16 protein-coding genes and 1 riboswitch are annotated in these 26540 nt (G+C 73.7%); of the genes, 12 read left to right on the top strand and 4 right to left on the bottom strand.

The features are described 5' to 3' along the window. Positions 1-89: 89 nt before the first annotated feature. Positions 90-4028 (bottom strand): S8 family serine peptidase, encoded by a 3939-nt coding sequence (locus ACR9ZK_RS01060; protein ID WP_481339109.1) that lies wholly within the window; start codon positions 4026-4028, stop codon positions 90-92. Between the two features lie 301 nt (positions 4029-4329). On the opposite strand from ACR9ZK_RS01060, the gene ACR9ZK_RS01055 reads away from it, so the two are divergent. Next, entirely contained in the window at positions 4330-7698 is a 3369-nt protein-coding gene (locus tag ACR9ZK_RS01055) for a TM0106 family RecB-like putative nuclease (protein WP_481339107.1), read from the top strand. A gap of 68 nt (positions 7699-7766) precedes the next feature. Here the strand turns inward: ACR9ZK_RS01055 and ACR9ZK_RS01050 are convergent, their stop codons facing one another. Next, a complete protein-coding gene (locus ACR9ZK_RS01050) occupies positions 7767-9212 on the bottom strand; it encodes an ADP-ribosylglycohydrolase family protein (RefSeq protein ID WP_481339105.1) in 1446 nt (481 codons plus the stop codon). A 145-nt stretch (positions 9213-9357) separates the two neighbouring features. Between ACR9ZK_RS01050 and ACR9ZK_RS01045 the strand changes: the two genes are divergently transcribed. The 5 genes from ACR9ZK_RS01045 to ACR9ZK_RS01025 all read left to right on the top strand — a co-directional run bounded on the left by ACR9ZK_RS01045 (position 9358) and on the right by ACR9ZK_RS01025 (position 16464). After that, a complete protein-coding gene (locus ACR9ZK_RS01045; RefSeq protein ID WP_481339103.1) occupies positions 9358-9720 on the top strand; it encodes a hypothetical protein in 363 nt (120 codons plus the stop codon). Then, positions 9713-10180: a hypothetical protein gene (locus ACR9ZK_RS01040; protein ID WP_481339101.1), complete on the top strand. Its 468-nt coding sequence runs from the start codon at positions 9713-9715 to the stop codon at positions 10178-10180. Before ACR9ZK_RS01045 ends, ACR9ZK_RS01040 begins: the two co-directional genes overlap by 8 nt. Before the next feature lie 10 nt (positions 10181-10190). Further along, positions 10191-11411, top strand: coding sequence for a lipid II:glycine glycyltransferase FemX (locus tag ACR9ZK_RS01035; protein WP_481339099.1), 1221 nt, complete (start codon positions 10191-10193; stop codon positions 11409-11411). A gap of 80 nt (positions 11412-11491) precedes the next feature. Further along, entirely contained in the window at positions 11492-15436 is a 3945-nt protein-coding gene (hrpA, locus tag ACR9ZK_RS01030; protein ID WP_481339097.1) for an ATP-dependent RNA helicase HrpA, read from the top strand. Between the two features lie 80 nt (positions 15437-15516). Continuing rightward, the gene (locus tag ACR9ZK_RS01025; RefSeq protein ID WP_481339095.1) at positions 15517-16464 is read left to right on the top strand and encodes a proteasome assembly chaperone family protein; all 948 of its coding nucleotides are present in this window, start codon (positions 15517-15519) and stop codon (positions 16462-16464) included. A 48-nt stretch (positions 16465-16512) separates the two neighbouring features. Here ACR9ZK_RS01025 and ACR9ZK_RS01020 read toward each other — a convergent pair whose 3' ends face one another. Together ACR9ZK_RS01020 and ACR9ZK_RS01015 are read right to left on the bottom strand one after the other, a co-directional pair. Continuing rightward, the gene (locus ACR9ZK_RS01020) at positions 16513-18303 is read right to left on the bottom strand and encodes a DNA polymerase (RefSeq protein WP_481339093.1); all 1791 of its coding nucleotides are present in this window, start codon (positions 18301-18303) and stop codon (positions 16513-16515) included. Beyond that, positions 18296-19444, bottom strand: coding sequence for a MalY/PatB family protein (locus ACR9ZK_RS01015; protein ID WP_481339091.1), 1149 nt, complete (start codon positions 19442-19444; stop codon positions 18296-18298). The genes ACR9ZK_RS01020 and ACR9ZK_RS01015 overlap by 8 nt, the downstream gene beginning before the upstream one ends. A 236-nt stretch (positions 19445-19680) precedes the next feature. Between ACR9ZK_RS01015 and ACR9ZK_RS01010 the strand changes: the two genes are divergently transcribed. The 6 genes from ACR9ZK_RS01010 (at position 19681) to ACR9ZK_RS00985 (ending at position 26536) form a co-directional block, all read left to right on the top strand. After that, entirely contained in the window at positions 19681-20403 is a 723-nt protein-coding gene (locus tag ACR9ZK_RS01010; protein WP_481339089.1) for an EcsC family protein, read from the top strand. A 136-nt stretch (positions 20404-20539) separates the two neighbouring features. Continuing rightward, positions 20540-21289, top strand: coding sequence for a YkvA family protein (locus tag ACR9ZK_RS01005; RefSeq protein WP_481339088.1), 750 nt, complete (start codon positions 20540-20542; stop codon positions 21287-21289). Positions 21290-21390: 101 nt separating this feature from the next. After that, positions 21391-22578, top strand: a complete 1188-nt coding sequence (locus tag ACR9ZK_RS01000; protein WP_481339086.1) for a DUF4192 domain-containing protein — start codon at positions 21391-21393, stop codon at positions 22576-22578. 73 nt (positions 22579-22651) lie between these two features. After that, positions 22652-22766: riboswitch (SAM riboswitch) on the top strand. A gap of 17 nt (positions 22767-22783) precedes the next feature. Beyond that, complete coding sequence (gene metX, locus ACR9ZK_RS00995; RefSeq protein ID WP_481339084.1) at positions 22784-24019, top strand: homoserine O-acetyltransferase MetX; 1236 nt, start codon at positions 22784-22786, stop codon at positions 24017-24019. 124 nt (positions 24020-24143) lie between these two features. Further along, on the top strand, positions 24144-24542 hold the full coding sequence (locus tag ACR9ZK_RS00990; RefSeq protein ID WP_481339082.1) for a universal stress protein: 399 nt from the start codon (positions 24144-24146) through the stop codon (positions 24540-24542). Positions 24543-24811: 269 nt separating this feature from the next. Further along, on the top strand, positions 24812-26536 hold the full coding sequence (locus tag ACR9ZK_RS00985) for an RNA polymerase sigma factor (RefSeq protein ID WP_481339080.1): 1725 nt from the start codon (positions 24812-24814) through the stop codon (positions 26534-26536). Positions 26537-26540 lie beyond the last annotated feature (4 nt).

Here is a 26540-nt window from a genome sequence, read left to right as displayed (position 1 = left end):
TCCGTCGTCGGCAGCGTCAGATGTGTATAAGAGACAGGGTCCCCGGGCGGCACACGTGTCGTGTCAGCGGTCGCTGCGCGGCGGTCGGCTCAGCGGACCGTGAGCGTCACCGCCGCCGAGGACGACGGGTTGTAGGCCCTCGACCCGGAGTAGGTCGCCGTGACCCGGTGCGTGCCCCTGGAGAGCACCGGCGCCCAGAGGGTCGCCTTTCCGGACCGCACCGTGCTCGTGCCGAGCACCCGCGAGCCGTCGCGGAAGGTCACCGTGCCGGTGGCGCCCGAGGGCGTCAGGGTCGCGGTGAGCACCGGACGACCGCCGTAGCGGTAGCTCGTGGCACTGGCCGACAGGGCCGTGCGGCTCGTCAGGCCCTTGACGGTGACACCGACCGTCCCCGAGCGGCTCGCCACCGTCGACGCGTCACCGGAGTACGACGCCGTGAACGACGCCGTCCCGCGGGGCAGCCCGCTGACAGGCAGGACGGCCTTGCCGCCGGAGACGGCGACCGTTCGCAGCGGCGTGCCGTTGTAGCCGAAGGTGACCGTCCCGGTGGCGTTCGAGGGCGACACGGTGGCCGTCAGTGTCGTGCGGCCCCCGTAGGTGATCGACGTCGGGCTCGCGGTGAGCGTCGTCGTCGAGGCACGCTTGACCGTCACCACCTGGGCGCGCGAGCCGTCGGTGTTGAGGTGGTGCAACAGCAGCAGGCCCTGCGGCTTGTCCACCGCGGCGGCCGTCGCGTCGCGGTAGACGTCGAGCGTCGCCCCCGGCAGGTCGGTGTCGAGCAGGGTGCCGTAGTCGCCGAAGGCGGACAGGCCGGGTGAGGCCAGGCTGACCGTCAGCGGAGCCTCGGGGCTGCCGACCCCGTCGACCTCGCCGTTCTGGCTGAACGAGCTGACCCAGTACCGCACCTTCGGTGCCGACCCGGAGACCAGACCGGCGTCCATGAGCACGCCGACCGAGACCGGCATGACGAGCGAGTCGCTGTTGAACGGGTTCGTCTCGAACGAGCCGTCGGTGCCGTTGACGAGCTGGTCGTCGAGGATGTGCCCGACGTGTCCCGGACGCAGGTCGACCAGCTCGGTGAGGAAGTAGTCGTAGTCGTCCGTGCTCGTGGCGTAGCGCGTCGTGTAGGCCACGGCGTCGGCGGTGCCGTCTCCGTCGGTGTCGAGGTTGACGTCGAACTCGACCTCGCTCGCCGGCGTGCGCCACGGCCCGTGCGTGCTGATGCCGAAGGTCAGCATCGCGTTCGTCGGGTCGTCCCAGCCGGGCCAGTCCGAGGCCGAACCGACGTAGCGCAGGTCGGCGCCCCGGTCGTCGGCGGTCTCGAGGCAGTCGAGGACCTGGGACGTCGAGCACGAGGCCAGGCGAGGGCTGCTCGCCTGCAGCTGGAACGTCGAGACCGTCGACACGTGGTCCTCGGGGTCGGTGCCCTGGTCGAGGCCCGAGCCGGTGAGCGGCAGTGAGGAGTGCTGGACGCTGCCCGCGCCGGTGACCGTGGTGCTGGCGGCCGCCCTCATGGCCGAGGCGGCCCGCGGGGCGGACCACACCGGCACCCGCAGCTCTCCACCCGACGTGCCGTCGACCGGGGTCAGGACGATCCGGCCGCTCGCGTCGGTGCGCTGGTTGCGCATGATGCCGAGGTCCGCCGGGTCCGCCGACGTCGTCGGGTCGGTGACGGCGCGCAGCGCCGAGCGGGTGAAGGTCGCGGTGACCGTCACGTCGACCGAGCCGCCGGCCGGGACGCGGACCTGCGACGGGCTGAACGTGTACGTGACGCCGGGCGTGGGGTGCGCGGCGACGTAGTCGAGGGTGTACGACGCCGAGGTGACGGGCCGCTTGTTGACGACGCGAACGGTCCTGGTCAGCGTCTTCGTCGCCGTCGTGACCGCCACCGGGCCGAACGAGACGCTCACCGCGCCCGGGTCGTCGGTGACGTAGGCGAGCGTCGAGGTGCCGACCGCGGCGTCGGTGACGACGCGTCCGGACCCCACGCGCTCGGGGCCGTAGACCTCGCCGGTGTGGTCGGGTCCGACGAAGACGTCCTGGGTGGCCGTGTTCATGATGGCCGCCTTGACCTCCTCGACGGTCCACCCGGGGTGGGCGGCGCGCACGAGGGCGGCCTCGCCGGCCACGTGCGGGGAGGCCATCGAGGTGCCGGACTCGGCGATGCCCTCGTCCCCCGTGCCGACGGCGGCCGAGAACGTCGTCACGCCGGGCGCCGCCACGTCGGGCTTGACGCCGCCCGCGACGCCCACACCGCGCGAGGAGAAGTCGGCCAGCCGGTCGACGGCCTCGGGGTTCTTGACCGTGACGGCGTTGCGCAGCGCGTTGGTCAGCGTGACGCGGACCTCGGTGGAGGCGTCGAGCCGGGCCTTGACCGCGTCGCGCCCCTGCTTGACGAGGAGCATCGCCGGGATGTCGGCGTTGCCGCTGACCCCTGCTGAGAAGGCGTTGGAGTCGCTGCCGTAGACGACACCGACCGCGCCCGCGGCGAACGCCGCGTCGGCGCGCACCTTGGAGCCGCACCGGCGTCCGTTGCCGTCGAGCCACCAGACCATGACGACCTTGCCGGCGACTGCCGCCTTCTCTGCCGCGGAGTAGGAGTCGCAGCCGTCGATGTTGTTGCCGGTGCCGACCGGCTGGGTCCAGTCGCCGATGGTGACGAGCGGGGTGTCGGAGACGCCGGGCTCACCGGCCCAGTCGTAGCTGACCGAGCGCAGCGATGCGAAGACGTCGTCCTGATCGCCGTCGATGGTGTCGGCCGGCTCGATGCCCGCGGGGGAGTCGACGCGCAGGCCGTCGACGACGTCGTCGCCGTCGTCGGAGGCCGCGACGCCGAGGACGCGGCGGGCGTTGCCCGGCGAGCCGCCGACCTCGTACACGTCACCGGAGTTGCCGATCGAGGCGATGACCGTCGTGCCGAGCGCCGCGAGGTTGTTCGAGGCGACCGAGTCGGGGTCCTCGGGCGAACCGTAGGAGCTGCCCAGCGACATGTTGACGACGTCGAGGTGGTCGGAGACGTCGCCGTCGCCGTTGGGGTCCGCGGCCCAGTCGAGGGCCTGTCCGACGAGGTTCGTCGAGCCCTCGCAGCCGAAGACCTTGAGCGCGTACAGGCTCGCGCCCGGTGCGACGCCCGGGCCGATGCGCACGGCGGCCGGGTCGATCGGGTCGGCGTAGCCGCCGGTCCACGTCGAGCCGTCGGCCGCGACGCCGAGACCCGCGGTCGTTCCGGCGACGTGCGAGCCGTGGCCGTCGCAGTCGAGCGGGTTGGCGTCGGGCGTGGGGACCGACGCGGGGTCGTCCCCGTCGTAGTCGTCGCCGGCGAAGTCGTAGCCGCCGACGACCTTCGCTGTGGGGGTGAAGGCGTTCGAGGCCTTGGCCGCGGCGTAGGCGGCCGTGGTGCCGTCGCCGCCGAAGTCGGCGTGCGTGTAGTCGATGCCGGTGTCGATGATGCCGATGCGGACGCCCTCGCCGGTGTTGCCCGTGCCGGCCCACACCTTGGGGGCACCGATGAGCGGCACCGACGAGCTGTTGGACGTGGTCTTCGGGGTGAGCCGGTGGACCGCCTTGACGCCCGGGATCGCCGCCAGCGCCCTCAGGCGGGCGGCGTCGGTGCGGACGGCGACACCGGCGTACACGGCGTGCGTGCGGAAGAGGGTGCGGGCGCGCGTCGCGCCGGCGCCGAAGCGGCTCTCGACGGCCTTCTGGGCCTGCTCGACCGCGGACGTCTGGCTCCGGGCGGCGGTCCTGGCGGCGGCGAGGCCCCGACCGCGGGCGTGGCCGAAGGCGCGGGCCGCGGGCGCGGCGTCGAGCTCGAGCATGACGTCGACCGTGCCGGTGGCCCGGCGCAGGGACGGGTCCACCGTGTCGCCGGGGGTGCGCTGCGTGCCGAGGCCGAGCGAGCCGGCACCCTTGACGCGTGCCGGTAGCTGCTTGTCGCTGCGGTGCTTGACCGACGGGTGGGGGTCAGCCGTCGCCGGCGTGGCCCCGAGGGTCGCGGCGACGAGGGCCGTTGCGGCTCCTGCGCTCACCGTGCCAACCAGACCGCGGCGACGTCGCCGCGGGCCCCGAGAGTTGATCGACACTCATCCTCCTCGCGCGGCTCCGATCGCATCGGCGCCCGCTCGGGCCCCCGTGCGCAGGGGCGCTCGCCCCCGAACCTTGCCTGCCACGCGGGGGCAACCTATCCGACGCAGGGGGTGTCCGCGCGGTCAACCGAGCACCTGCGCTCCCCGCGTGTCAGCAGGTCTGCCCGGGGCGCCCAGGCAGTCCTGCTGACGATGGACGGCACGGCTGCGCGGGCCTGTCGGTGCACGTCGGCATACTCGGGCCATGCAGCGCATCGACGGTCACCTCGTCCTGTCACCCACGGACCTCACGAAGCACGTCGCCTGCGCGCACATCACGACGCTCGACCTCGAGGCGCTCGACGTCCGCGAGGGCAGTGCGCCCCGCGTGGCGCCCGACGACTCGCTCAACCTCGTCTTCGCCAAGGGCCTCGAGCACGAGCGCGCCTACCTGGCGCGGCTGCGGGCCGAGGGCCGCGAGGTCCTCGACGTCGCGGCCCTCGGTCTGTCCGGCGCCGCCGCCGAGGCCGCCACGGTCGAGGCGATGCGACGCGGCGTCGAGGTCGTGTACCAGGCGACGTTCTTCGACGGGCACTGGGTCGGCCTGGCCGACTTCCTCCTTCGCGTCGACCTCCCCTCGGGGCAGCTCAGCGCGTTCGGCCCGTGGCGCTACGACGTCGCCGACACCAAGCTGGCCCGGCGCCTCAAGGTGCCCGCGCTCCTGCAGATGGCCACCTACGCCGCCCGGCTCGAGACCCTCCAGGGTCTGGCCCCGAAGTGGCTCACCGTCGTCACGGGCGACCAGGAGCAGCACCCGTGGCGCCTCGTCGACGTCGCCCCGTACGCGCGTCGCCGTCGCGACGAGCTCCTCGACGCCATCGAGCGCCCGCAGCCGACCGAGTCGGCACGCGTTCAGCACTGCGGTCAGTGCCGCTGGAAGGAGCGGTGCGCGCAGGAGTGGCTGGACCGGGACGACCTCGTGCAGGTCGCCGGCATGCGGGCCGACCACCGGGCCGCCCTGGTCCGGCTCGGCATCCCGACGCTCCGGGCGCTCGCGGGCGCCACGGAGGAGCAGCTGGCCCCTGCCCTGTCGGCGACCACCCGGCGCCGGCTGCTCCAGCAGGCCCGGCTCCAGCTGGCCGAGCGCGAGACGGGGCGGGCGCAGTTCGAGCTCCTCGAGCCCGAGCCGGGCCGAGGCCTGCAGCTGCTGCCCGAGCCCGACGCCGGCGACGTCTACCTCGACTTCGAGGGCGACCCGTGGGCCGAGGGCGGGGCCGGGCGCGAGTACCTCGCGGGCGTCTGGACCCGCGAGGGCGAGTTCGTCGACTTCTGGGCGCACGACTTCGCCGAGGAGGGCCGCCTGACGGCCGACCTCGTCGACTGGCTCACCGAGCGCTGGCAGCGCCATCCGGGCATGCACGTCTACCACTACGCGCCGTACGAGACCACGGCCCTCAAGCGGCTCGTCGGCCAGCACGCCACCCGCGAGGCGCAGCTGGACCAGCTGCTGCGCCACGAGGTCTTCGTCGACCTCTACGCCGTCGTGCGCCAGGGCGTGCGCATCAGCAAGGGCTCGTACTCGATCAAGAAGCTCGAGGAGTTCTACTGGGGGCACACGCGGTCCGCCGACGGCGAGGGCGTCGCCGACGGCCTGTCCTCCGTGGTCGAGTACGAGCGGTGGCTCGCCGGGCGTGCCGAGGGCAGGGCCGACCCCGCGATCCTCGCCGACATCCGCCGCTACAACGAGGAGGACGTCCGCTCGACGCTCGCCCTGCACGACTGGCTCGAGGACCGGCGCCGCGACCTCGAGGCGGCCGGCCACCTCCTGACCCGGCCGGTGCCGGAGCCGCTCAGGGAGGTCTCCGAGGAGGAGCAGGCCGAGATCGACCTCACCGAGCGACTCGTCGGGGCCGGTCACGAGCTTCTCGCCGGGTGCGTCGGCTGGCACCGCCGCGAGAAGCGACCCGAGTGGTGGGACTTCTTCCGCTACAAGGACCTCGACACCGCCGAGCTCGTCGAGGACGCCACGGCCATCGGCGACCTCGGCGAGCCGGTCGAGGTCGGGCAGGTCAAGCTGTCGCGCATCTGGCGCTACCCCTTCCCGCCGCAGGACTGCAAGGTGTCCGAGGGCAAGTACGTGCCCGACGTCGACACGCACGCCCCGGTCGGCAAGGTCGTCGCGCTCGACCCCGTCGAGGGGTGGGTCGAGCTGTCGATGAAGCGCACCCTGGAGCCTCCCCGCCCCCGCGGCATCGGCGGCCCGGGACCGATCATGGACGCCGTCCTGCGCCAGTCCATCGCCCGCACCGGTGAGCTCGCGCTCGCCGGCGGGAGCAACCTCGCCACGCGGCTGCTCGAGCGCGTCGTCCCCGCCCCCGACGTGCTCGCCGTCCGTCCGCACGAGACGCCGAAGGACGCCGTCGTCCGCGTCGGCTCGCGGCTGGACGGACAGGTCCTCGCCGTCCAGGGACCGCCCGGCACCGGCAAGACCCACGCCGGCTCCGCCCTCATCCGGCAGCTGCTCGACGCGGGCCTGACCGTGGGTGTCACGGCGCAGTCGCACGCCGTCGTGCTCAACCTGCTGCACGAGGTCGGCCGACCGGCCTGGCACAAGGACGGCACCAACGCCGAGGAGGGTGACGAGCCCGCCGACCCGGACTCGCTCGTCCGGCACACCTGCGACAACTCCGAGGTGGTCGAGGCCATCACCTCCGGGCAGGCGCGGCTCGTCGGGGGCACGGCGTGGCTGTGGGCCCGCGCGGACCTCGCCGACACCGTCGACGTGCTCGTCATCGACGAGGCGGGTCAGTTCTCGCTCGCCAACGCCGTGGCCGTGGCCCCCGCTGCGCGATCCCTCGTGCTGCTCGGGGACCCGCAGCAGCTGACCCAGCCGACCAAGGCCGTGCACCCGTTCGGCTCGGGCGTGTCGGTCCTCGACCACCTCCGCACGGAGCACATCGGCGACCCCGGCGGTCACGGTGTCCTCGTCCACGACGTCATCCCGCCGGACCGGGGCATCTTCCTCGACCGCACCCACCGGATGCACCCGAGCCTGACGTCGTTCGTGTCCGAGCTGGCCTACGAGGGGCGCCTGGAGTCGGCCCCCGGTCGCGACCGGCTCTCCGTCGAGGCCCCCGGGGCCCTCTCCGGCGACGGCCTGCGCTGGGTCCCGGTCGAGCACACCGTCGTGTCCGAGCAGGCCAGCGCCGAGGAGGCCGCCGTGGTACGCGACCTCGTGGCCGACCTCCTGCGCGGGTCGTGGACGTCGGCCGACGGGCGCTCGCAGCCGATCGGGGCCGACGACGTGCTCGTCGTGGCGCCCTACAACGCCCACGTCGCCACCCTCGCCCGGGCGCTGCCCGACGGCGTGCGCGTCGGCACCGTCGACCGGTTCCAGGGCCAGCAGGCGGCCGTGGTCATCTACTCGATGGCCAGCACGAGTGCCGCCGTCGCACCGCGCGGCGTGCCGTTCCTCTACGACCTGCACCGCCTCAACGTCGCCGTCTCACGGGCGAAGGCCATGGCGGTCGTCGTCGCGTCGCCGCTGCTGCTCGACGCGGCCGTCCACACGCCCGAGGAGCTGCGGGCCGTCAACGCCCTGTGCCGGTTCGTCGACGAGGCCAAGGCGGTCTGAGGCCCGGACAGACCGCCCGGCCGGCCCGTCCGGGCACCTCGAGCACTGAGTCGGGGCGGGGCGTCCGGTCAGGCCCCATGGGCGGCCACCCGCCACAGCCGGCCCTCGCCGCGGATCCCCGGCAGGGCCGCCCGGATGGACCGTTCGGCGAGCTCGGGCGCCACGCCGAGGTCGACGGCATAGCGCAGGGCGACGGCGGGGGCGCGGTCCCCGCCGTGGTGGCAGTGGACGAGGACGCGCTTGCCCTCGGCCCGGAACTGGCGCAGCGCCGAGGAGGCGTCGTCGAGGACGAAGTCGAGGTGGGGGTTGAGCTCCTGGTCGTCGTGCTCGTTGATCCAGAACTCGATGTGGTCGCGGGCCGACATGCCCTCGGCCGGGATGTCGCGCAGCCCGAGCGGGCACAGCGACACGACCGCCTGGACGCCGAGCTCGCGGACCCGGCCGAGGTCGGCGATGCTGCCGAGGAGGATGTCCGGGTCGATGGGGTGAGGCTGGGCCCGGGACGGGACGTCGGGATCGGCCATCGTCTCGACGGAGGGCCACTCACCGTGACGGCGACCGCCGATCGAGGTGGAGACGGCCAGCTCGACGAGGTCGTGGGCGCGCAGGCCCGGCCAGCCGTGCACGAGGCGGCGCCACTGCGTCGGCACCGCCGAGGCGCCGTAGCGGGCCCCGAGCAGCGACCCGGCGATGGCGGCGACGGTGTCGGTGTCGTGCCCGGCCCGCACGGCCGCCTGCAGACCACGCTGCAGGTGCATCGCCGAGCCGTCGCCACGGTCGGTCGACGTGATGGCTGCCCACGCGTCCTGCAGCGCCGTGACGGTGTAGCCGTTGTCGCCGAAGCCGCCCGGGTCGGCGCCGGTGGCGGCCTCGATCCAGTCGCCCCAGTGACCGGCGTGCTCGACGCTCACGAGGTCGAGGCCGGCGGTGAGGTCGAGTCGGCCCTCGGTGACCGCGACGCGGATCGCCTCGGACCACAGCACGGCCGAGTCGCCGGCGAGCGGGTCGGCGTGGGTCAGCTCGGCGACGGCCCGGGCGGCCCGGGCGGTGGCCTCGCGGTCGGTCAGGGTGGACAGCCCGACGACCGAGGTCCGCATCAGCGCACCGTTGCCGGCCGTCAGCCCCGTCCGGGCGTGCAGGTTCCGGCTCGCCTGCGTCAGGCGCTCGTGCGCGCGACCCTCGAGGGCGCGCGCCTCGGTGAGCACCGCGCGCGTCTGCGTCCCCACGTCGGTGGCACCACCGTCGAGCCACGCGGTGAACGACTCGGCGACCTCGTCGAGCCCGCACGGCCCGCTGAGGTCGAGGCCCCGCGCGGCCACCCGCGCGACGCACAAGGTCATCTGGGTGTCGTCGCTCCACTCGCCGGGGCCGTACGGCCCGAGGCCTCCGCCCTTCATGACGGCCTCGCCGACGGGAGGCGCCGCCATCTCGTACGGCACGCCGAGTGCGTCGCCGCAGGCCTGCCCGAGCAGGACGCCGGCGGCACGGTCGACCGTGACCGGGCGGATCGCCACGATGGCCTCCTGGCATGGCTGAAGGGAGAACGTCGACCGGGCGGACCGCCCGGGCGCGCGTCACAGGGCAACCTACCGGCCGACGGGCATCGCCCGGCTCCCGGGCACGACAGGTCGACGCCGGAGCACACAGTAGGCTCACCGCGTGCTCCAACCGCTCACCGTCGTGCTGCTCGTCGGCAGCGGCCTGCTCGCCCTCCTCGCGGCGCACCACCTCGCGCGCAGGCGCCTCGTCGACGACGCGGTCGTCGTCACGGGGCTCGTTCTCGAGGTCGCCCTCCTCGTGCAGCTCGTCGTCGGGCTGACCCGCGCCTCAGCCATCGCCGACGGCGCGGAGCGGGCCACCTTCATCGCCTACCTGTTCACCGTCCTCGTCGTCACCCCGGTCGCGATCCTCATCGCGATCAAGGAGAAGACGCAGTGGTCCATGGGCGTCGTGCTCGCGGCCGCGTTCGTCGTGGCCGTCCTCGTGGCCCGGCTCCAGCAGGTCTGGACGCTCCATGCCTGAGCAGACGACGCCCTCGCCCACCCCCGGGCCGCAGGCACCGCACACGGGACACGGCTTCGGCCGGCTCCTCGTGGCCGTCTACGGCCTGCTCGCCCTCGCCGCCACGGGCCGTTCCATCCTGCAGATCAGCGAGTACTTCCACCGGGCCCCGGTCTCCTACGTCCTGTCAGCAGTGGCCGCCGTCATCTACCTCGTCGCGACCGTGGGCCTGGCGCGTGGCGACCGCGCCTCGGTCCGGCTCGCCACGGTGGCGCTCGGCGTCGAGCTGGTCGGCGTGCTCGTCGTCGGCACGCTGTCCTACGTCGTGCCGTCGGCTTTCCCGGACAAGACGGTGTGGTCGCACTTCGGGTCCGGCTACGGCTACGTGCCGCTCGTCCTGCCGGTCGTGGGACTGTGGTGGATCCGCCGCACCGCGCGGGCGGGTGGCGGCACGGACGGGACGCCGACCGGCCGCCGCTAGGGTGGCGGCCATGACTTCGCAGCCCGCCGCGACCGGGGCCGCCGGCCCCCTGACCGTCCGCGAGATCAGCCCCGACGACGAGCTCGACACGCTCCACGCCGTCGGCGGCAGCTTCCTGCAGACGCCGGCGTGGGGCCGGGCCAAGGCCGGCTGGCGCCGGACGCCACTCGGCTGGTTCGACGCCGAGGGGACCCGCGTCGGGGCCGGCCTGGTGCTGTCGCGCTCCATCCCGCGGCTGCGACGCACGTACGCCTACCTGCCCGAGGGACCCGGCCTGCCCTGGGAGGCCGTGGCCGCCGATCCGGCGGCCTGGATCGACCCGCTCGTCGGGTGGGCCCGCGGTACCGGTGCCTTCGCCCTGCGTCTCGGGTTCCCCGTCGTCTCGCGGGTCTGGGACCGCGAGCCGGTCAAGAAGCAGGTGGCCGAGGGCGGCCTGCTCAGCTTCACCACCCTCGAGCCCGCCGTCGACAGCCCCGTCGCGCGGTCGCTCGAGGCCTGGCTCGGCCGCAACCGGTGGCTGCCGATCGGCGGGGACGGCGTCGCGGTCGGCCAGCCGCGGCTGCTCTGCGTCGTCGACCTGCGCGGACGCACCACCGAGGACCTCAACAAGGCCATGAACCAGCAGTGGCGTCGCAACGTCAAGAAGGCGGCCAAGTCCGGGGTGCAGGTGCGGGCCGTCGGGCTGGAGGGCCTCGACACCTTCCACGACCTGTACGTCGAGTCGGCCCGGCGCGACAACTTCCTGCCCCGGCCCAAGGCCTACTTCGAGACGATGGCCCGCTCCTTCATGGAGGGCGTCGACGAGCGAGAGTCGCGGCCGCACGCCTGGTTCTACGAGGCGCACGTGGACGGGGACGTCCTCGCCTCGGCGCTCATGATCCGGTTCGGTCCGACCTTCTCCTACCTCTACGGCGGCTCGACCGAGCGCAACCGCGAGGCCCGCGCGTCGAACGCCCTCCAGTGGCAGGCGATGCAGGATGCGCTCGAGCAGGGCTGCGAGGCCTACGACTTCCGTGGCTTCAACACCTCCCTCGGCGCGACGAGCCCCCTGACCGGCCTGCTGCTGTTCAAGCTCGGCGCCGGCGCCGACGTCCGGGAGATGGTCGGGGAGCGAGAGCTGGTCCTCAACAGGTTCTGGCACCTGGCCTTCCAGCGCGCGATGGCCCTGCGCATCGCGGTCAACAAGCGGCGCAAGGCGGCACGGGCCTCGGCGGACGACGCCGACATCTGACCTCGGCGCCCCCGGCCCCGGGCGCTGTCGCACGGAAACCGGTGCGACCCGCACCCGGCGGCCCGCCTATCCTGTCGAGCATGCCCGACCAGTCCGCGAACGCCCCGGCGCGCCCGCGGTCACCGCGAACCCGGGGGCGGCGCAGCGGCCGCGGGCCGAGGCCCGAGCAGCGCGAGGCGCGCCGGGCAGCCCGTGCGGCCACCGTCCCGCCGATCACCTATCCCGAGCACCTCCCGGTGGTCGACCGGCGGGACGACATCGCGGCCGCCATCCGCGACCACCAGGTCGTCGTCATCGCCGGGGAGACCGGCTCGGGCAAGACGACCCAGCTGCCGAAGATCTGCCTCGAGCTCGGCCGCGGCCTCGACGGGCAGATCGGTCACACCCAGCCGCGTCGCATCGCCGCGCGGGCAGTGGCCGAACGGCTCGCCGAGGAGCTCGACGTCGAGCTCGGCCAGGCCGTGGGCTACCAGGTGCGCTTCACCGACCACGCCACGCGCGACACGCTCGTCAAGGTCATGACCGACGGCATCCTGCTCGCCGAGATGCAGCGCGACCGCGAGCTGCGACGCTACGACACGATCATCATCGACGAGGCCCACGAGCGCAGCCTCAACATCGACTTCATCCTCGGCTACCTCAAGCAGCTGCTCCCGCGTCGACCCGACCTCAAGGTCGTCATCACCTCGGCGACCATCGACCCCGAGAAGTTCGCCCGGCACTTCGCCGACCCCTCGACGGGTGAGCCCGCCCCCGTCATCGAGGTCTCCGGCCGCACCTTCCCGGTCGAGATCCGCTACCGCCCGCTCGTCGACCCCGACCGGCCCGACGCCGAGGAACGCGACATGGTGACCGGCGTCTGCGAGGCCGTCGAGGAGCTGTGGACCGAACGTCACACCGGCACGAGCAGCGACATCCTCGTGTTCTTCTCCGGCGAGCGGGAGATCCGCGACGCCGCCGACGCCCTGAACGGCATGAGGCTGCCGGTCACCGAGGTCGTCCCGCTCTACGGCCGGTTGTCCGCCGCCGAGCAGCACCGGGTCTTCGCGCCGCACACCGGGCGCCGGATCGTCCTGGCCACCAACGTCGCCGAGACGTCGCTGACGGTCCCGGGCATCCGCTACGTCGTCGACACCGGCACGGCGCGCATCAGCCGCTACAGCCAGCGCACCAAGGTCCAGCGCCTGCCCATCGAGCCGGTGAGCCAGGCGTCGGCGAACCAGCGGTCCGGCCGCTGCGGACGCCTCGCCGACGGCATCGCGATCCGGCTCTACTCCGAGGAGGACTACGACCGTCGCCCTCCGTTCGCCGACCCCGAGATCCTCCGGACCAACCTCGCCTCGGTCATCCTGCAGATGACGAGCCTGGGCCTCGGCGACATCGCCCGGTTCCCGTTCGTCGACCCGCCCGACTCCCGCCAGGTGACCGACGGCGTCCGCCTCCTCGAGGAGCTGCAGGCGTTCGCTCCGGAGGAGGACGCCCACGGGCAGGCCCAGCGCGACGGCCGGGACCGGGGCCGGCGCCGGCCCGGGCGCCGGCTCACCGACCTGGGCCGCACCATCGCCACCCTGCCGATCGACCCGCGCCACGCCCGGATGGTCCTCGAGGCCGACCGACGCGGTGTCCTGCGGGAGGTGCTCGTCGTCGTCGCGGCGCTGTCCATCCAGGACCCCCGCGAGCGACCGCAGGACAAGCAGGAGCTCGCGAACGCGGCGCACAAGCGGTTCGCCGACGAGACGAGCGACTTCGTCACGTGGCTCAACCTCTGGGCCTACCTCAAGGAGCAGCAGAAGGAGCTGAGCAGCAGCGCCTTCCGCCGGATGTGCAAGACCGAGTTCCTCCACTACCTGCGGGTGCGCGAGTGGCAGGATCTGCACAGCCAGGTGAGGCAGGCGGCCAAACAGGCCGGTCTCGACGTCACCCGGGGCAGCGTCCACGGGGAGTACGACACCGACGCCATCCACCAGTCTCTGCTCGCCGGACTGCTCTCGCACGTCGGCGTCCGCGACGAGCAGCGCCGCGAGTACGCCGGCGCGCGCGGCACCCGGTTCGCGATCAGCCCCGGGTCGGCCCTGTTCCGCAAGCAGCCGCAGTTCGTCATGGCCGAGGAGCTCGTCGAGACGACGCGACTGTGGGCGCGCACGACCGCCCGCATCGACCCGCAGTGGGCCGAGGACCTCGGGGCCCACCTGGTCAAGCGCCAGTACTCCGAGCCGCGGTGGTCGGCACGCCGTGGCTCGGCGATCGCCACGGAGCGGGTCACCCTCTACGGCGTGCCCCTCGTCGTCGGGCGCACCATCGGCCTGGGCCGCGTCGACCCCGAGCTGGCCCGCGACCTGTTCATCCGGCACGCGCTCGTGGAGGGCGACTGGAACACCGAGCACGCCTTCCTGCGGGCCAACGCCGCCCTCGTCGAACAGCTCGGCGAGCTCGAGGCCCGCACCCGCCGCCGCGACATCGTCGTCGACGACAGCACGCTGGTCGCCTTCTACGACAAGCGGGTTCCCGCCGACGTGGTCTCGGGGCGGCACTTCGACACGTGGTGGAAGAAGGCTCGTCGCACCGATCCGGACCTGCTGACCTTCACCGAGGACCTCCTGCTCCGCGAGAGCGCCGGCAGCATCGCCGACGAGGACCACCCGACGACGTGGACCCAGGGCGAGAACGTCCTGCCGGTCACCTATCGGTTCGAGCCGGGGGCCCCCGACGACGGCGTCACCGTGCACGTGCCCGTCGACCGACTCAACCAGGTCACGGCCGACGGGTTCGACTGGCAGGTCCCGGGCTTCCGCGAGGAGCTGGTCACCGCGCTGATCCGTTCGCTGCCCAAGGCCGTTCGCCGGCTCATCGTGCCCGCGCCCGACCACGCCCGCGCCGTCCTGCCGGAGCTCGACCCGGCGTCGGGCCCGCTCCTGCCCGCGCTCGCGACCGCACTGCGTCGTCGGGCCGGGGCGGCGGTGTCGCCGGCCGACTTCGACTGGGCGCGGGTGCCGGACCACCTTCGCATCACCTTCTCCGTCGACGGTCCGGACGGTCGGCCCGTCGCCACCGGCAAGGACCTCGAGGCCGTCCGTGAGGCCGCGACGCCGCAGCTGCGTCGCCAGGTGCGCCGCGCCGGCTCCGGCCTCGAGCGCGCCGGGCTCACCGCCTTCCCCGACGACGGCGTTCCCGAGACCTTCGAGAGCGCGGACGGTGTGCAGGGCTACCCGGCCCTCGTCGACACCGGGTCGGCTGTCGACCTGCGGGTCCTGCCGACGCGCGGGGAGGCGGAGGCCGAGCACCGCCTCGGCGTGCGGCGGCTGCTCCTGCTCGGGATCACCCCGCCGTGGAAGCAGGTCCTGGCCCGCCTGACGAACACCCAGAAGCTCGCGCTCGGCCACAACCCGCACGGCAGCGTCCCCGCCCTCCTCGACGACTGCCTCGCCTGCGCCGTCGACGCCATCGGGGCCGACGCGGCCGGTGACCAGGACCCGGCCGGGCGGGCCGACCACACGGTCCGCAGCCGCGAGGACTTCGAGTGGGCCCTGTCGGCCGTCCGCACCCACACGACGGCGCGGGTCGTGCAGGTCGTCGGCCTCGTCGAGCCGATCCTCGCGCGGCACCTGGCCCTCACCAACCGCCTGGCCGAGCTCGACCGCTCGGCGAGCCCCGCGCTGCGGCCGGTCCTCGCCGACGTCCGGGCCCAGCTGCGCGAGCTCGTGCGCCCGGGGTTCGTCGCCGACACGGGCTTGAAGCGCCTGCCCGACCTCGACCGCTACCTTCGGGCGGCGCAGCACCGCCTCGACAAGGCGCCGGACAACCTCGCGCGCGACGCGCAGTCGCTCGACCAGGTCGACCTCGTCGAGGGCCGCTACGCCGACCTGCTCGAGTCGCTGCGTCCGGCCCAGCGCGGGTCCCGCGAGGTCGTCGACATCGGGTGGATGATCGAGGAGCTGCGGGTGTCGCTGTTCGCCCAGACCCTGGGTACGTCGTACCCCGTGTCGCCGCAGCGCGTGCTCAAGGCCATCGCGAAGGTGTCCGCCTGACGCACGGCCTCGCGGGCCGGGAATCCGCGGCTCGCGCCGGGCGTTGCAGTCATCGACCCGCCACACGAAAGGCCAGACCCGTGCAGGACCCGACCGAGCTCTTCCAGTTCGAGAGCGACACCTCGCCGAGCATGCTCGAGGAGCTGCAGGCCTCGGTTCTCGTCGTCGCCCTCGACGGGTTCATCGACGCCGGCAGCACGCAGAAGCTGCTCGCCGACCACCTCCTCGCCGCGCACGAGTCGCGCGTCGTCGCCTCCTTCGACGTCGACCAGCTGCTCGACTACCGGGGCCGTCGCCCCGTCATGGTCTTCGACCGCGACCACTGGAGCAGCTACGAGGACCCGAGCCTGCTGCTGCACCGCGTCGTCGACCGCGAGGGCGTGCCCTTCCTCCTCCTCGTCGGTCCGGAGCCGGACTACCAGTGGGCTCGCATGGTCGAGGCCACGACGACGCTCATGGACGCGTTCGGCGTCGACCTGACGGTCAGCGTCCACGGCATCCCGATGGCGGTGCCGCACACGCGGCCCCTCGGCGTCACCGCCCACGGCACCAACCGCAGCCTCGTGCCGCCGAACGAGCCCGCCTTCGGCACCGTCCAGGTGCCGGCGAGCTTCTCCTCGCTGCTCGAGCTGCGCCTCGGCGAGGCCGGACGCGACGCCATCGGCTTCGCCGTCCACGTGCCGCACTACCTGGGTCAGACCGAGTACGCCGACGCGGCCCTGCTCGGCCTCGAGCGCGTCCGCACCGCCACCGGCCTCGACCTCGACACCCGCGAGCTGGCTGCGACGGCCGGGCTGAACCGGGCCGAGATCACCCGGCAGATGGAGGAGTCGGACGAGATCACGGCGGTCGTCAAGGCCCTCGAGCAGCAGTACGACACGTTCCTCGAGGGACGCCGCCAGCGCAGCCTGCTCGCCACCGACCTGTCCGACCTGCCGACCGCTGACGAGATCGGCGCCGAGTTCGAGGCGTTCCTCAAGGACGTCGCGCAGGACGACCCCGACGGCGGGACCGGCGACACGGCCTGAGCCGTGGGGGGCGCGACGGGGCCCACGGACCCGAGGGGGGCCGGCGGGTCAGCCCTTGGCCTCGCTCCAGCGGCGCACCAGCGACGTGTCGGAGACGAACCGCACCGTGTCGGTCCCGGCCCACGTCCGGGCCGCCCGCTCGAGCGCGGTCCCGACCGCGGCGGCCGCCTCCTCACCGTGCTCCTCGGGCACGTGGACGAGCAGCTCGTCGTGCAGGCACAGCACGATCCGGCCACCGAGCGGCGCCACCGCGTGGCGCACCGTGGCCGCCCACGCCTTGAACAGCTCGGCCGCCGACCCCTGGATGATGGCGTTGCGGGCGTACCGGCCGCGTCCCGCGTCCGCCGCGGCCGACGACGGTCGCCCGGCGAGGACGTCCTCGCCGGGCTCGAGTCCCTGCGGCGGCGCGCCGGGGGAGCCGAAGCGGATGAGCCGTCCGCCGTAGGTACGGACCGGGCGCCGGGCCACGCCGTCGGCGAAGGCCCGGTCGAGCAGACCCATGGCGACCGGGTAGGCCCGCTCGAGGTCCTTGAGGGCCTCGCCGGCCGGACCGGAGCGCTGGCCGTACATCGCCGCGAGGACGGCGACCTTCGCGGTGGGGCGGTCGGCTCCGAGCTTGGCGGCGACCGGCGCGTAGAGGTCGTCGCTGCGCGTCGCCTCCGCGAACGCGCGGTCGGCGCTGACGACGGCGAGCACGCGCGGCTCCACCTGGCCGAGATCGGCGCGGACGAACACGTGCCCCGGCTCCGCGGCGACAGCCGGGCGCAGGGGAGCGGGCAGGTTGTGCAGGCCGTTCTGGGCGGTCATCCGCCCGGCCGCCCCGTCGCACGCGGTCCAGCCACCACGCAGCCGGTCGTCGGGGCCGACGTGCTCGTCGAGCCACCGGTAGCCGTACGTCGTGGCGATGCGCTCGTCCTTGCGCCAGCGCAGCAGCGCGTCGACGAGGGCATGGGTCCGGCGGTAGGGCTCGAGGACGAAGGCGCGGGTGTTCGGCACGTCGACGCCGACCGACAGGAGCAGCTCGCGGACCTGTCCGGGGTTGCGCAGGTCGGCGCCGGGCCGTCCCGGGGCATGGCGCAGGACGTCGTGGTCGCGGTCGGCGCGGATGCGAGCGGCGTCGGCGTCGTCGACCGGGCGGGGGCCGGCCGAGGCCGCGATGAGCTCCTCGGCGACGTGGCGGTCGACGGGCAGGCCGTCACGCTCGAGCTCGAGGCAGAGCACCGCGGCCGCGGACTCGGACCAGACCGTGCGCTCGAGTCGCCCTGCGGCCGCACCACCGATCCGCCGGAGCGACGCCTGTTGGGACAGCTGGCACTCCAGGGCCAGCTCCGCGAGGGCGCGCACGCGCTCGGGAGTGCGGGCCCACGTGAGGGCGTCCGGACGCAGGTGGCCGTCCGAGGTCCACAGCGAGGGGTCGTCACCGGCGACGACGTCGAACAGGTCGCCGTCGAAGCCGCTGAGGCGACCGACCAGCGGGCGTGGCACGTCGAGCTCGTCCAGGCCACGGCAGCCGGCGACGACGTGGCCGGGGGTGGCCCACCAGCCGCCGTGGACGATGCGGTGGGCCTCCGCGAGGTCCCAGGTGCGCGGCACGTCCACCCCCGCGTCGACCACCGGGCGCAGGGTCGAGGATGCCGACCAGACGACCCACCGGGGCCGCATCGAGGCGGTGAGCTCGGCCACCCGGTCCACGAGGTGCGAGAGCGACACCCGCTCGTCGACCCCCTCGCCGAGGAGCGCCGAGTCCGACGGCCCGACGACGAGGGCCACGAGGGGGCTCCGGCCGCCGGGGGTGACCGCCACGTGCTCGTCCGGAACGCGGGTGGCGCTGTCAGCCAAGGGATCTCGCGATCCGGTCGATGGCCTCGGTGAGGATCTCGGGTGAGGTGGCGAAGTTGACCCGGGCGTGACCGGCCCCGGGCGTGCCGAACAGGGGACCGTCGGACAGGGCGACGCGCGCCGTGTCGACGAGACGCGTCGCGGGCCGCTCCCCGAGGCCGAGCCCGCGCAGGTCGAGCCAGGCCAGGTAGGTGGCCTCCGGCACCGTGAGCTCGGCGCCCGGCAGGCGCTCGGCCACGAGCCGGGCGAGCAGCGTGCGGTTGGCGTCGAGCTCGTCGAGCAGGCGCGCGAGCCACTGCCGTCCGTCGCGCCACGCCGCGACGTGCGCGACGACGCCGAGGTGGCTGGCCCCGAACGTCACGAACGGGTGCAGGCGACGCACGTCGGCCACGGCGTCCGGCCCCGGGGCGATGACCGCGGCCTTGAGGCCGGCGAGGTTCCAGGCCTTGGAGGCCGACGACACCACGATGCCGTTCTCGGTGCCGGGAACGGCCAGGTACGGCGTGAAGGTGCTCGTGGAGTACACGAGCGCGCCGTGGATCTCATCGGACAGGACGCGCACCCCGTGCTCGTCGGCGAGCCGGGCCACCGCCGCGAGCTCGTCCGCGGTGTGCACGGTGCCGGTCGGGTTGTGCGGGTTCGACAGCAGCAGGACGGCCCGCGCCCCACCCTCGGTCGCCGCGGCGAATGCTCTTGCGAGGGAGTCGAGGTCGAGCCGGTGGCCCTCGCCCAGCGGTGCTTCGACGACGCGCCGTCCGGCGGCCTCGACCACCTCGAAGAAGGCGTTGTACACCGGTGTGGTGAGCACGACGGGGCCGCCCGGGTCGGTGAGCAGCCGAAGCAGGTGGGTGACCCCGGTCAGCACGTCGGTGACCCGGACGGTCGTCGCGGGGTCGGGCCGCCAGCACCACGTGGCCTCGGCGTGGTCGGCGAAGGCCTCGGCGTAGTCGTCGGTCCACGCGTAGCCGGTGTCGCCCCGCCGCATCGCCTCGCTCACCGCGTCGACGACGGCGGGACAGGGCAGGGCGTCCATCTCCGCGATCCACAACGGCAGGACCTCGGGCCCGTACCGCCGCCACTTGACGCTCGTGCGGTCGCGGCGCAGGTCGTCGAGCGACGCGCCGAGGATCGGTCCGGACATGGGTCGACCCTACGAGACGCCGCCCACGCCGCTGCGTCCACGCGTCCGTCCGGGTCCGTCCACCGACCGTGCGCCGTCCGTCCGGGGGCGTGGCAGATCGCCGCGGCGTTGGCGCGCACCGCGGCGCCGAGTCGTCATACGGTGGCGGGGAGGGGTCGCCGGGTGCGGCCGCAGATGCGACGTCGTGCGAGGAGTGAGGGCCGGTGGGCTTGTTCGGATGGGACAGGGGCGGGGCAGTGCAGACCTCGGACGCAGGGACCGAGCAGGTGGGCGAAGGGGCGGACGGCGGCGCGCTCGCCCGTGCCGCCCTGCCCGCGGAGAGCGGCCTGACGGGCGCTGCGACGCGGCTCGTCGAGCGGCTCCTCGACGTCGGCATCGACGGCAAGGGCCCGTTCGACTCCGCCCACGAGGTGGCCGCGAAGGCCCTGCGCGACGCCCACGGCGACGCCGAGCAGGCCCTGCGGATCATCGCTCGCGACCACCGGCAGCTCGGCGCCGCAGGTGGGTTCGTCACGGGCCTCGGCGGCTTCTTCACGATGCCGGTCTCGCTGCCCGCCAACCTCCTCGAGTTCTACCTGCTCGGCACGCGCCTGACCGCCGCGACCGCGAAGGTCCGCGGGTACGACATCGACCAGCCCGAGATCCGCTCGGCGATCCTGCTGACCCTCGTCGGCGCCGACCGCGACGACCTGCTGAAGAAGGCCGGCCTCCACGCGGCGGGGGGCCGGCTGTCCATGCTCGCGCTCGACCGTCTGCCCCCGCCGACGCTCATGGTCGTCAACAAGGCCGTCGGCTTCCGCCTCCTCGGACGCATCGGTCAGGGCACCTTCGCCCGTCTCGGGCGCGCCGTGCCCGTCGTCGGTGGCGTCCTCGGCGCCGGTGTCGACGTGTACATGCTCGGCCGGATCGGCCAGCAGGCCGCCAAGGAGTTCCCGCCCGTGGCGACGTTCGGTCGGTGACCTCACCGATGACGGCCCCGACGCCCGGCCGAGGCCGCGCACGCGTCCTCCATCCCGGCGGACGCGTCGCCGGCGTCCCCGCGCACGCGACGTCGGCCCCGGGAATCCATCTGCCCGGCCGCTCGTTGGGGCCGGCATGAAGACCGCCTCTCGGCTCAAGCTCGCCGCGACCGTCGCGTCCGTCGTGCGCGCCTCGACCCGCCCGGGCGCGCCCCGGCTCGGCGAGCGCGTGCAGGCGGTGCCGCGGCTCGTGCGGGCCACGCTCGACCGCACGTACGCCGGCACGTCGCTGGGCAGGCTCGCGCTCGTCGCGGCGGCGGTCGCCTACGTGGCGTCACCGCTGGACCTCGTGCCGGAGGCCATCCTGCCGGTCATCGGGGTGGCCGACGACGCCGTGGTGCTCACCTGGGTCGTCAAGGCCTTCCTCGAGGAGACCGACCGCTTCATCGCCTGGGAGATCGGCCAGGGGCTGCACCGGCCCGGGACGTCACGCCCGGGTGTTGCCCAGCGGACGCCGCGGACCCGCACCGAGCAGCCCGGGCACGCGTCGGCGTCCCCGACCGCACCGGACGACCGCGTGGGGACCGCGCTGGGGACGCCTGCCGACGCGCAGGCCCGGCTCTGGGCCGGCCAGGTCGCCGACGGTCGACGCCGCGACCGTGACGTGACCGGGGCTGCGGCACCGGGCCGTGTCGTCGGGCGGCTGACCGGCTCGACAGGCGCCTCGGGGGCACCGACCGCAGGTGGCCTCGGAGCGCAGCGCCCGGCGGCCGACCCGCGCTCGACCGGCCCGGGTCGATCCGAGGGGGTACGCCTGCCCGAGGGGGTCCGCCAGGCGGCCACCGACTACGTGCTCGAGTCGGTCCGCAAGCGCCTCGAGCGCTGACGCAGCACCGTCGTCCACACCCCCTCCGCGCCTGGCGGCGCGGTCCACAGGCGGCCGGCGGGGGAGTGCCGCTCCGCGCCGGCCGGGGGCAGCCTTCGGGCATGCCGAAGATCTCCCTGTCCGGACCGGCCGACCTGCTGACGGTCCTGCCCTACCACCTCGGTTTCAGGCCCGAGCGCAGTGTCGTCGTGGCCTGCTTCCACGGCCGGCGCCTCGGGCTCGTGGCCCGGCTGGACCTCGTCGCCCCACCCGACGCCGCCGCGGCGGCTGCGCAGGTCCTGCCCGCCCTGGTGCGCGAGCGGCCGAGCCGCGTCGTCCTCGTCGGGTTCGCCGGCGGCGCCGCCGACGAGGATCCCGCACCGTTGCTCACCGCCCTGGGCGACGCGCTCGAGGCTGAGCTCGTCCCGGTGGGCGACCGGCTCGTCGTGCGCGAGGGCCGCTGGTTCGGGCTCGACTGCGCCTGCTGCCCACCGCCCGGGCGAGCCCTGCCGGACGTGGCCGACGTCCCGGCCGTCGCCGAGTACGTCGCCCTGGGCACCGTCGTGCTGGGCACGCGCCAGCAGCTCGCAGCGCTCGTCGAGCCCCTGCCGACGCAGGACCCGCGTCACGACGACCGGCTCGCCGCGGTCGAGGCGTGGGCCGAGCGGTACGCCCCCTCGGATGTCGGCACCGGCGTTGCCGACCGCCGGGCGCGCGCTGCCCTCGTCGACGAGGCACTGGGGGCGTGGGTCCGCCTCGTGCGCCGCGGGCTCGGCACCGAGCCGACGCCGACGACGCTGGCCGCGCTGCTCGGCCCGCTCGTCGACGTCCGCCTGCGCGACCTGCTCGTCGCGTGGCTGTGCCCCGGGACCCTCTCCCTGGAGGCCTGCCCGCGCGACCTCGTCAGCCGGTTGCGCCGCGCACTCGAGGCCGACACGTCCTCCCACGAGAGCATGCTGCGGGACGTGAGGGAGGTCGTGGACGGGGAGATCGAGGAGGACATCGAGCAGGACATCGACGAGGACATCGAGGAGGACATCGACGAGATGCTGGAGGGGAGCGGCGGGTGGGACCGCGCGGTGACCGAGCGAGTGCGCCTGGCGCGCCTCGAAGAGCTGTGCCGGGCGACCCCCGCCGCGTGTGCGGCACCGGTCCTGGCGGTGGTGGCCGCGTACGCCTGGTGGCTCGGCGACGGCGCCCACGCCTCCGTCGCCGTGGACCGTGCCCTCGAGGTCGACCCGCGGTACCGGCTGGCACAGCTCGTGCGGCAGTCCCTCGACCGGGGCCTGCGTCCCCGCAGCTGCGCCTGAACTGCCCTCCAGGCCGTCCAGCCCGTGGACCCGAGGGCCACGCCTCGAGACGCGGTCGCGTATGGTGGTGGCAGGTCATGAGCGCCAGCGCCAAGCCCCGGCTCGCTGGCCGGCAACCCTCCTTCGCGGTGGGGTGCCCCGGGTGAGGACCAGGCCGCACCGGCACGGGACTGCGGCAAGCGCGCACACCCGAGGAGCAGCCAGAATGACTGTGACCCACCGGTCCGGCCAGGTCACGCGCCGTCCGGCCCGACGCCAGCAGGGTGTCGACGGCTCGCAGCCCGTTCGTCCCGACGTCTCGGCCGACCGACGCGGCGACGGCGTCTGGCGCGAGGGGGACCCCGTCGGCAGGCGGCAATTCGTCGACGTCGGTGACCTCGAGCTCGAGCGCGGGGGCGTCCTTCCCGAGGTCCGGATCGCCTACGAGACGTGGGGCCGGCTCAACGAGGCCCGCGACAACGTCGTCCTCGTCGAGCACGCCCTCACCGGCGACAGCCACGTCGTCGGTGAGGCGGGCGAGGGCCACCCGTCGCCCGGCTGGTGGAACAGCCTCATCGGCCCCGGGCAGGCCGTGGACCCCGAGGACTGGTTCGTCGTCGCCGCCAACGTCCTCGGCGGCTGCCAGGGCTCGACCGGGCCGGCGAGCCCCGCCCCCGACGGGCGCCCCTGGGGCAGCCGCTTCCCGTACGTGACCGTGCGCGACCAGGTCGCCGCCGAGCGGGCGCTGCTGACCGAGCTCGGCATCACGCGGCTTGCCGCGGTCGTCGGAGGTTCGATGGGCGGCATGCGCGCCCTCGAGTGGGCCGTCAGCCACCCCGACGACGTCGACCGCTGTGTCGTGCTCGCCTCCACGCCCTACGCCACGGCCGAGCAGATCGCCTGGTGCCAGCCGCAGCTGCTCGCCATCCGCAGCGACCCCCACTACGCCGGCGGCGACTACTACGACACGGACCAGCGTCCCGACACCGGCCTGGGCCTCGCCCGGCGCATCGCGCACGTGACCTACCGCACCGAGACCGAGCTCGACGACCGGTTCGGCCGTCAGGCCCAGCTCGGCGAGGACCCGTTCAGCCTCAGCGAACGCGCCGCCGGCAGAGGGCGTTTCGCCGTCGAGTCCTACCTGGACCACCACGCCGGCAAGCTCGCTCGCCGTTTCGACGCGAACTCCTACGTCGTGCTCACCGAGGCGATGAACTCCCACGACGTCGGCCGCGACCGCGGCGGCATCGAGGCGGCGCTGGCCCGCGTCACGGCCGACTGCACCGTGGTGTCCGTCGACACCGACCGGCTGTACCCCCCGCGGCTGTCGGACGAGCTGCATGCGGCTCTCCCCGTCTCGACGCGCGTCTCGATCACCTCCGCCTACGGACACGACGGCTTCCTCATCGAGGAGGAGCAGGTCGGCTCGGTGGTCCGCGAGGCCCTCGCGCGTCCGCGCTGACCCCGACGCCTCGGCAGGCCCGGCGCGCAACGCGATCCGTCCGAGCGCGCGTGCCGGTGCCCGCGGCCACCTTTTCGGGTACGGTGCGACCACCCGGTTGTTGCCGTACAAGGAGGTCCGCGAAGTGGCCATCGTCGTCGGATACGTCGCCACCAAGGAGGGACGCGCGGCGCTCAAGCGAGCCGCCGAGGAGTGCGTCCTCAGGGGGACCAAGCTCGTCGTCATCAGCTCCCACCGGGGTGGGAAGGACTTCGACGCCGACGAGGCCAGTGCGTTCGAGGCCGAGCTCGAGCGGGTCACGACCGTGCTCGAGGACAAGGGCCTGGAGCACGAGGTGCGCCAGCTGGTACGGGGCAACGACCCGGCCGAGGACCTCATCAGCGTCGCGGAGGCGGAGAACGCCGACTTCATCGTCATCGGACTGCGTCGCCGCAGCCCCGTCGGCAAGCTCATCCTCGGCTCCAACGCCCAGCGCATCCTGCTCGACGCGTCCTGCCCGGTGCTCGCCGTCAAGGCCGGCTGAGCCCGCCCCGCCCGCCGGCGGGGTCGTGTCACACCGGGTCGGCACCACCGCGCGGCCCGATCCGTTCGCTCGCACGCCGTTGCGCGTTTTATAATGTCCGAGTACCGGATCGCAAGAGGCACACAGCGAGATCGTCCGAGGGGACCCGACTCCGACAGGCCACGCTCGTCCGGCACGAACCCCCGTTCTCGCTCGTTGTGATGTGGCATGCCCGCGTGCTCACGTCGGCCCGCACCACACGAGACCCGCGATGAAAGGCGACTGCATCCGTGCCGAAGGCAACACCCGCTGGACCCCCGAAGACCCTGCCCAAGGTGTTCCAGCACGAGGCGATCATGCAGCTCCTGGTCAAGGGCAGCACCAACGGAAGCATCACCGGCACCGAGATCGCACGAGCGCAGGCTGAGGCAGCCCTCGACCTGAAGCAGATGAAGCCGGTCCTCGTCACCCTCGAGGCCCACGACATCGAGATCGTCGTCGACGCGCCGCACACCGACACGAAGAAGCGAACCCGATCCGGGACCAAGGGAGGCACTGTGGCCACCGCACGTTCCACCACCGCTGCTGCGACGACGACCGCCAAGAGGACGACGACCGCCAAGACGACCGCCAGGAAGGCCACCCCCGCGACGAAGGCCGGCGAGGCCGAGGCCGCCGCCGAGGCCGAGGGCGCGGCGGCGCGCAAGGCGCCGGCCAAGAAGGCCGCCACGAACGCCGGCGTCGCCAAGGCCGCCGCCAAGCCGGCCGCGAAGAAGGCCGCCGCCAAGAAGGCCGCCGGCAAGACCGCCCCGAAGAAGGTGGCTGCCGCCGAGGTCGCCGGGGACTCGGACGAGCTCGAGGACGATGACGCCGAACCCGAGGACGCCGACGAGAGCGAGCTCGTCGACGTCGAGGTCACCGACGACGACGACAGCGACGAGACCGACGAGTCGCCCGCGGCAGAGGACACCGAGGAGGGCGACGACGACACGGTCCCGGTCGCCACGGACGCCGCCGCTCCCGCCGAGGAGGCCGAGGAGTCCGGGTTCGTCATCCGCGACGACGACGAGGACGATGCCCCCGCGCAGCAGGTCGTCACCGCCGGTGCCACCGCCGACCCCGTCAAGGACTACCTCAAGCAGATCGGCAAGGTCGCCCTCCTCAACGCCGAGCAGGAGGTCGAGCTCGCCAAGCGCATCGAGGCCGGCCTGTTCGCCGAGGAGAAGCTCAACTCCGGCGACAAGATCGACATGAAGCTCAAGCGCGAGCTGTGGTGGATCGCCCAGGACGGCAAGAAGGCCAAGAACCACCTCCTCGAGGCCAACTTGCGTCTCGTCGTGTCGCTCGCGAAGCGCTACACCGGTCGCGGCATGCTCTTCCTCGACCTCATCCAGGAGGGCAACCTCGGCCTGATCCGCGCGGTCGAGAAGTTCGACTACACGAAGGGCTACAAGTTCTCGACGTACGCGACGTGGTGGATCCGTCAGGCCATCACCCGTGCGATGGCCGACCAGGCCCGCACCATCCGCATCCCGGTGCACATGGTCGAGGTCATCAACAAGCTGGCCCGTGTCCAGCGACAGATGCTCCAGGACCTCGGCCGCGAGCCCACCCCGGAGGAGTTGGCCAAGGAGCTCGACATGACGCCCGAGAAGGTCGTCGAGGTCCAGAAGTACGGCCGCGAGCCCATCTCGCTGCACACCCCGCTCGGCGAGGACGGCGACAGCGAGTTCGGTGACCTCATCGAGGACTCCGAGGCGATCGTGCCCGCGGACGCCGTCAGCTTCACGCTCCTGCAGGAGCAGCTGCACTCGGTCCTCGACACGCTCTCCGAGCGCGAGGCGGGGGTCGTCTCCATGCGCTTCGGCCTGACCGACGGCCAGCCGAAGACGCTCGACGAGATCGGCAAGGTCTACGGCGTCACGCGCGAGCGGATCCGCCAGATCGAGTCCAAGACGATGAGCAAGCTGCGTCACCCGAGCCGTTCGCAGGTCCTGCGCGACTACCTCGACTGATCCA

This window comes from Monashia sp. HAY1-5C (assembly GCF_056755255.1).
The sequence above is the reverse complement of the archived record's forward strand: the minus strand, read 5'-3'. Positions and strand labels throughout refer to the sequence as shown.

Coding starts and splice junctions, on each gene's coding strand:
- ACR9ZK_RS01055 (WP_481339107.1), top strand. CDS start 4,330: ATGCAGCGCATCGACGGTCACCTCGTCCTGTCACCCACGGACCTCACG.
- ACR9ZK_RS01040 (WP_481339101.1), top strand. CDS start 9,713: ATGCCTGAGCAGACGACGCCCTCGCCCACCCCCGGGCCGCAGGCACCG.
- ACR9ZK_RS01035 (WP_481339099.1), top strand. CDS start 10,191: ATGACTTCGCAGCCCGCCGCGACCGGGGCCGCCGGCCCCCTGACCGTC.
- hrpA (WP_481339097.1), top strand. CDS start 11,492: ATGCCCGACCAGTCCGCGAACGCCCCGGCGCGCCCGCGGTCACCGCGA.
- ACR9ZK_RS01015 (WP_481339091.1), bottom strand. CDS start 19,444: ATGTCCGGACCGATCCTCGGCGCGTCGCTCGACGACCTGCGCCGCGAC.
- ACR9ZK_RS01005 (WP_481339088.1), top strand. CDS start 20,540: ATGAAGACCGCCTCTCGGCTCAAGCTCGCCGCGACCGTCGCGTCCGTC.
- ACR9ZK_RS01000 (WP_481339086.1), top strand. CDS start 21,391: ATGCCGAAGATCTCCCTGTCCGGACCGGCCGACCTGCTGACGGTCCTG.
- metX (WP_481339084.1), top strand. CDS start 22,784: ATGACTGTGACCCACCGGTCCGGCCAGGTCACGCGCCGTCCGGCCCGA.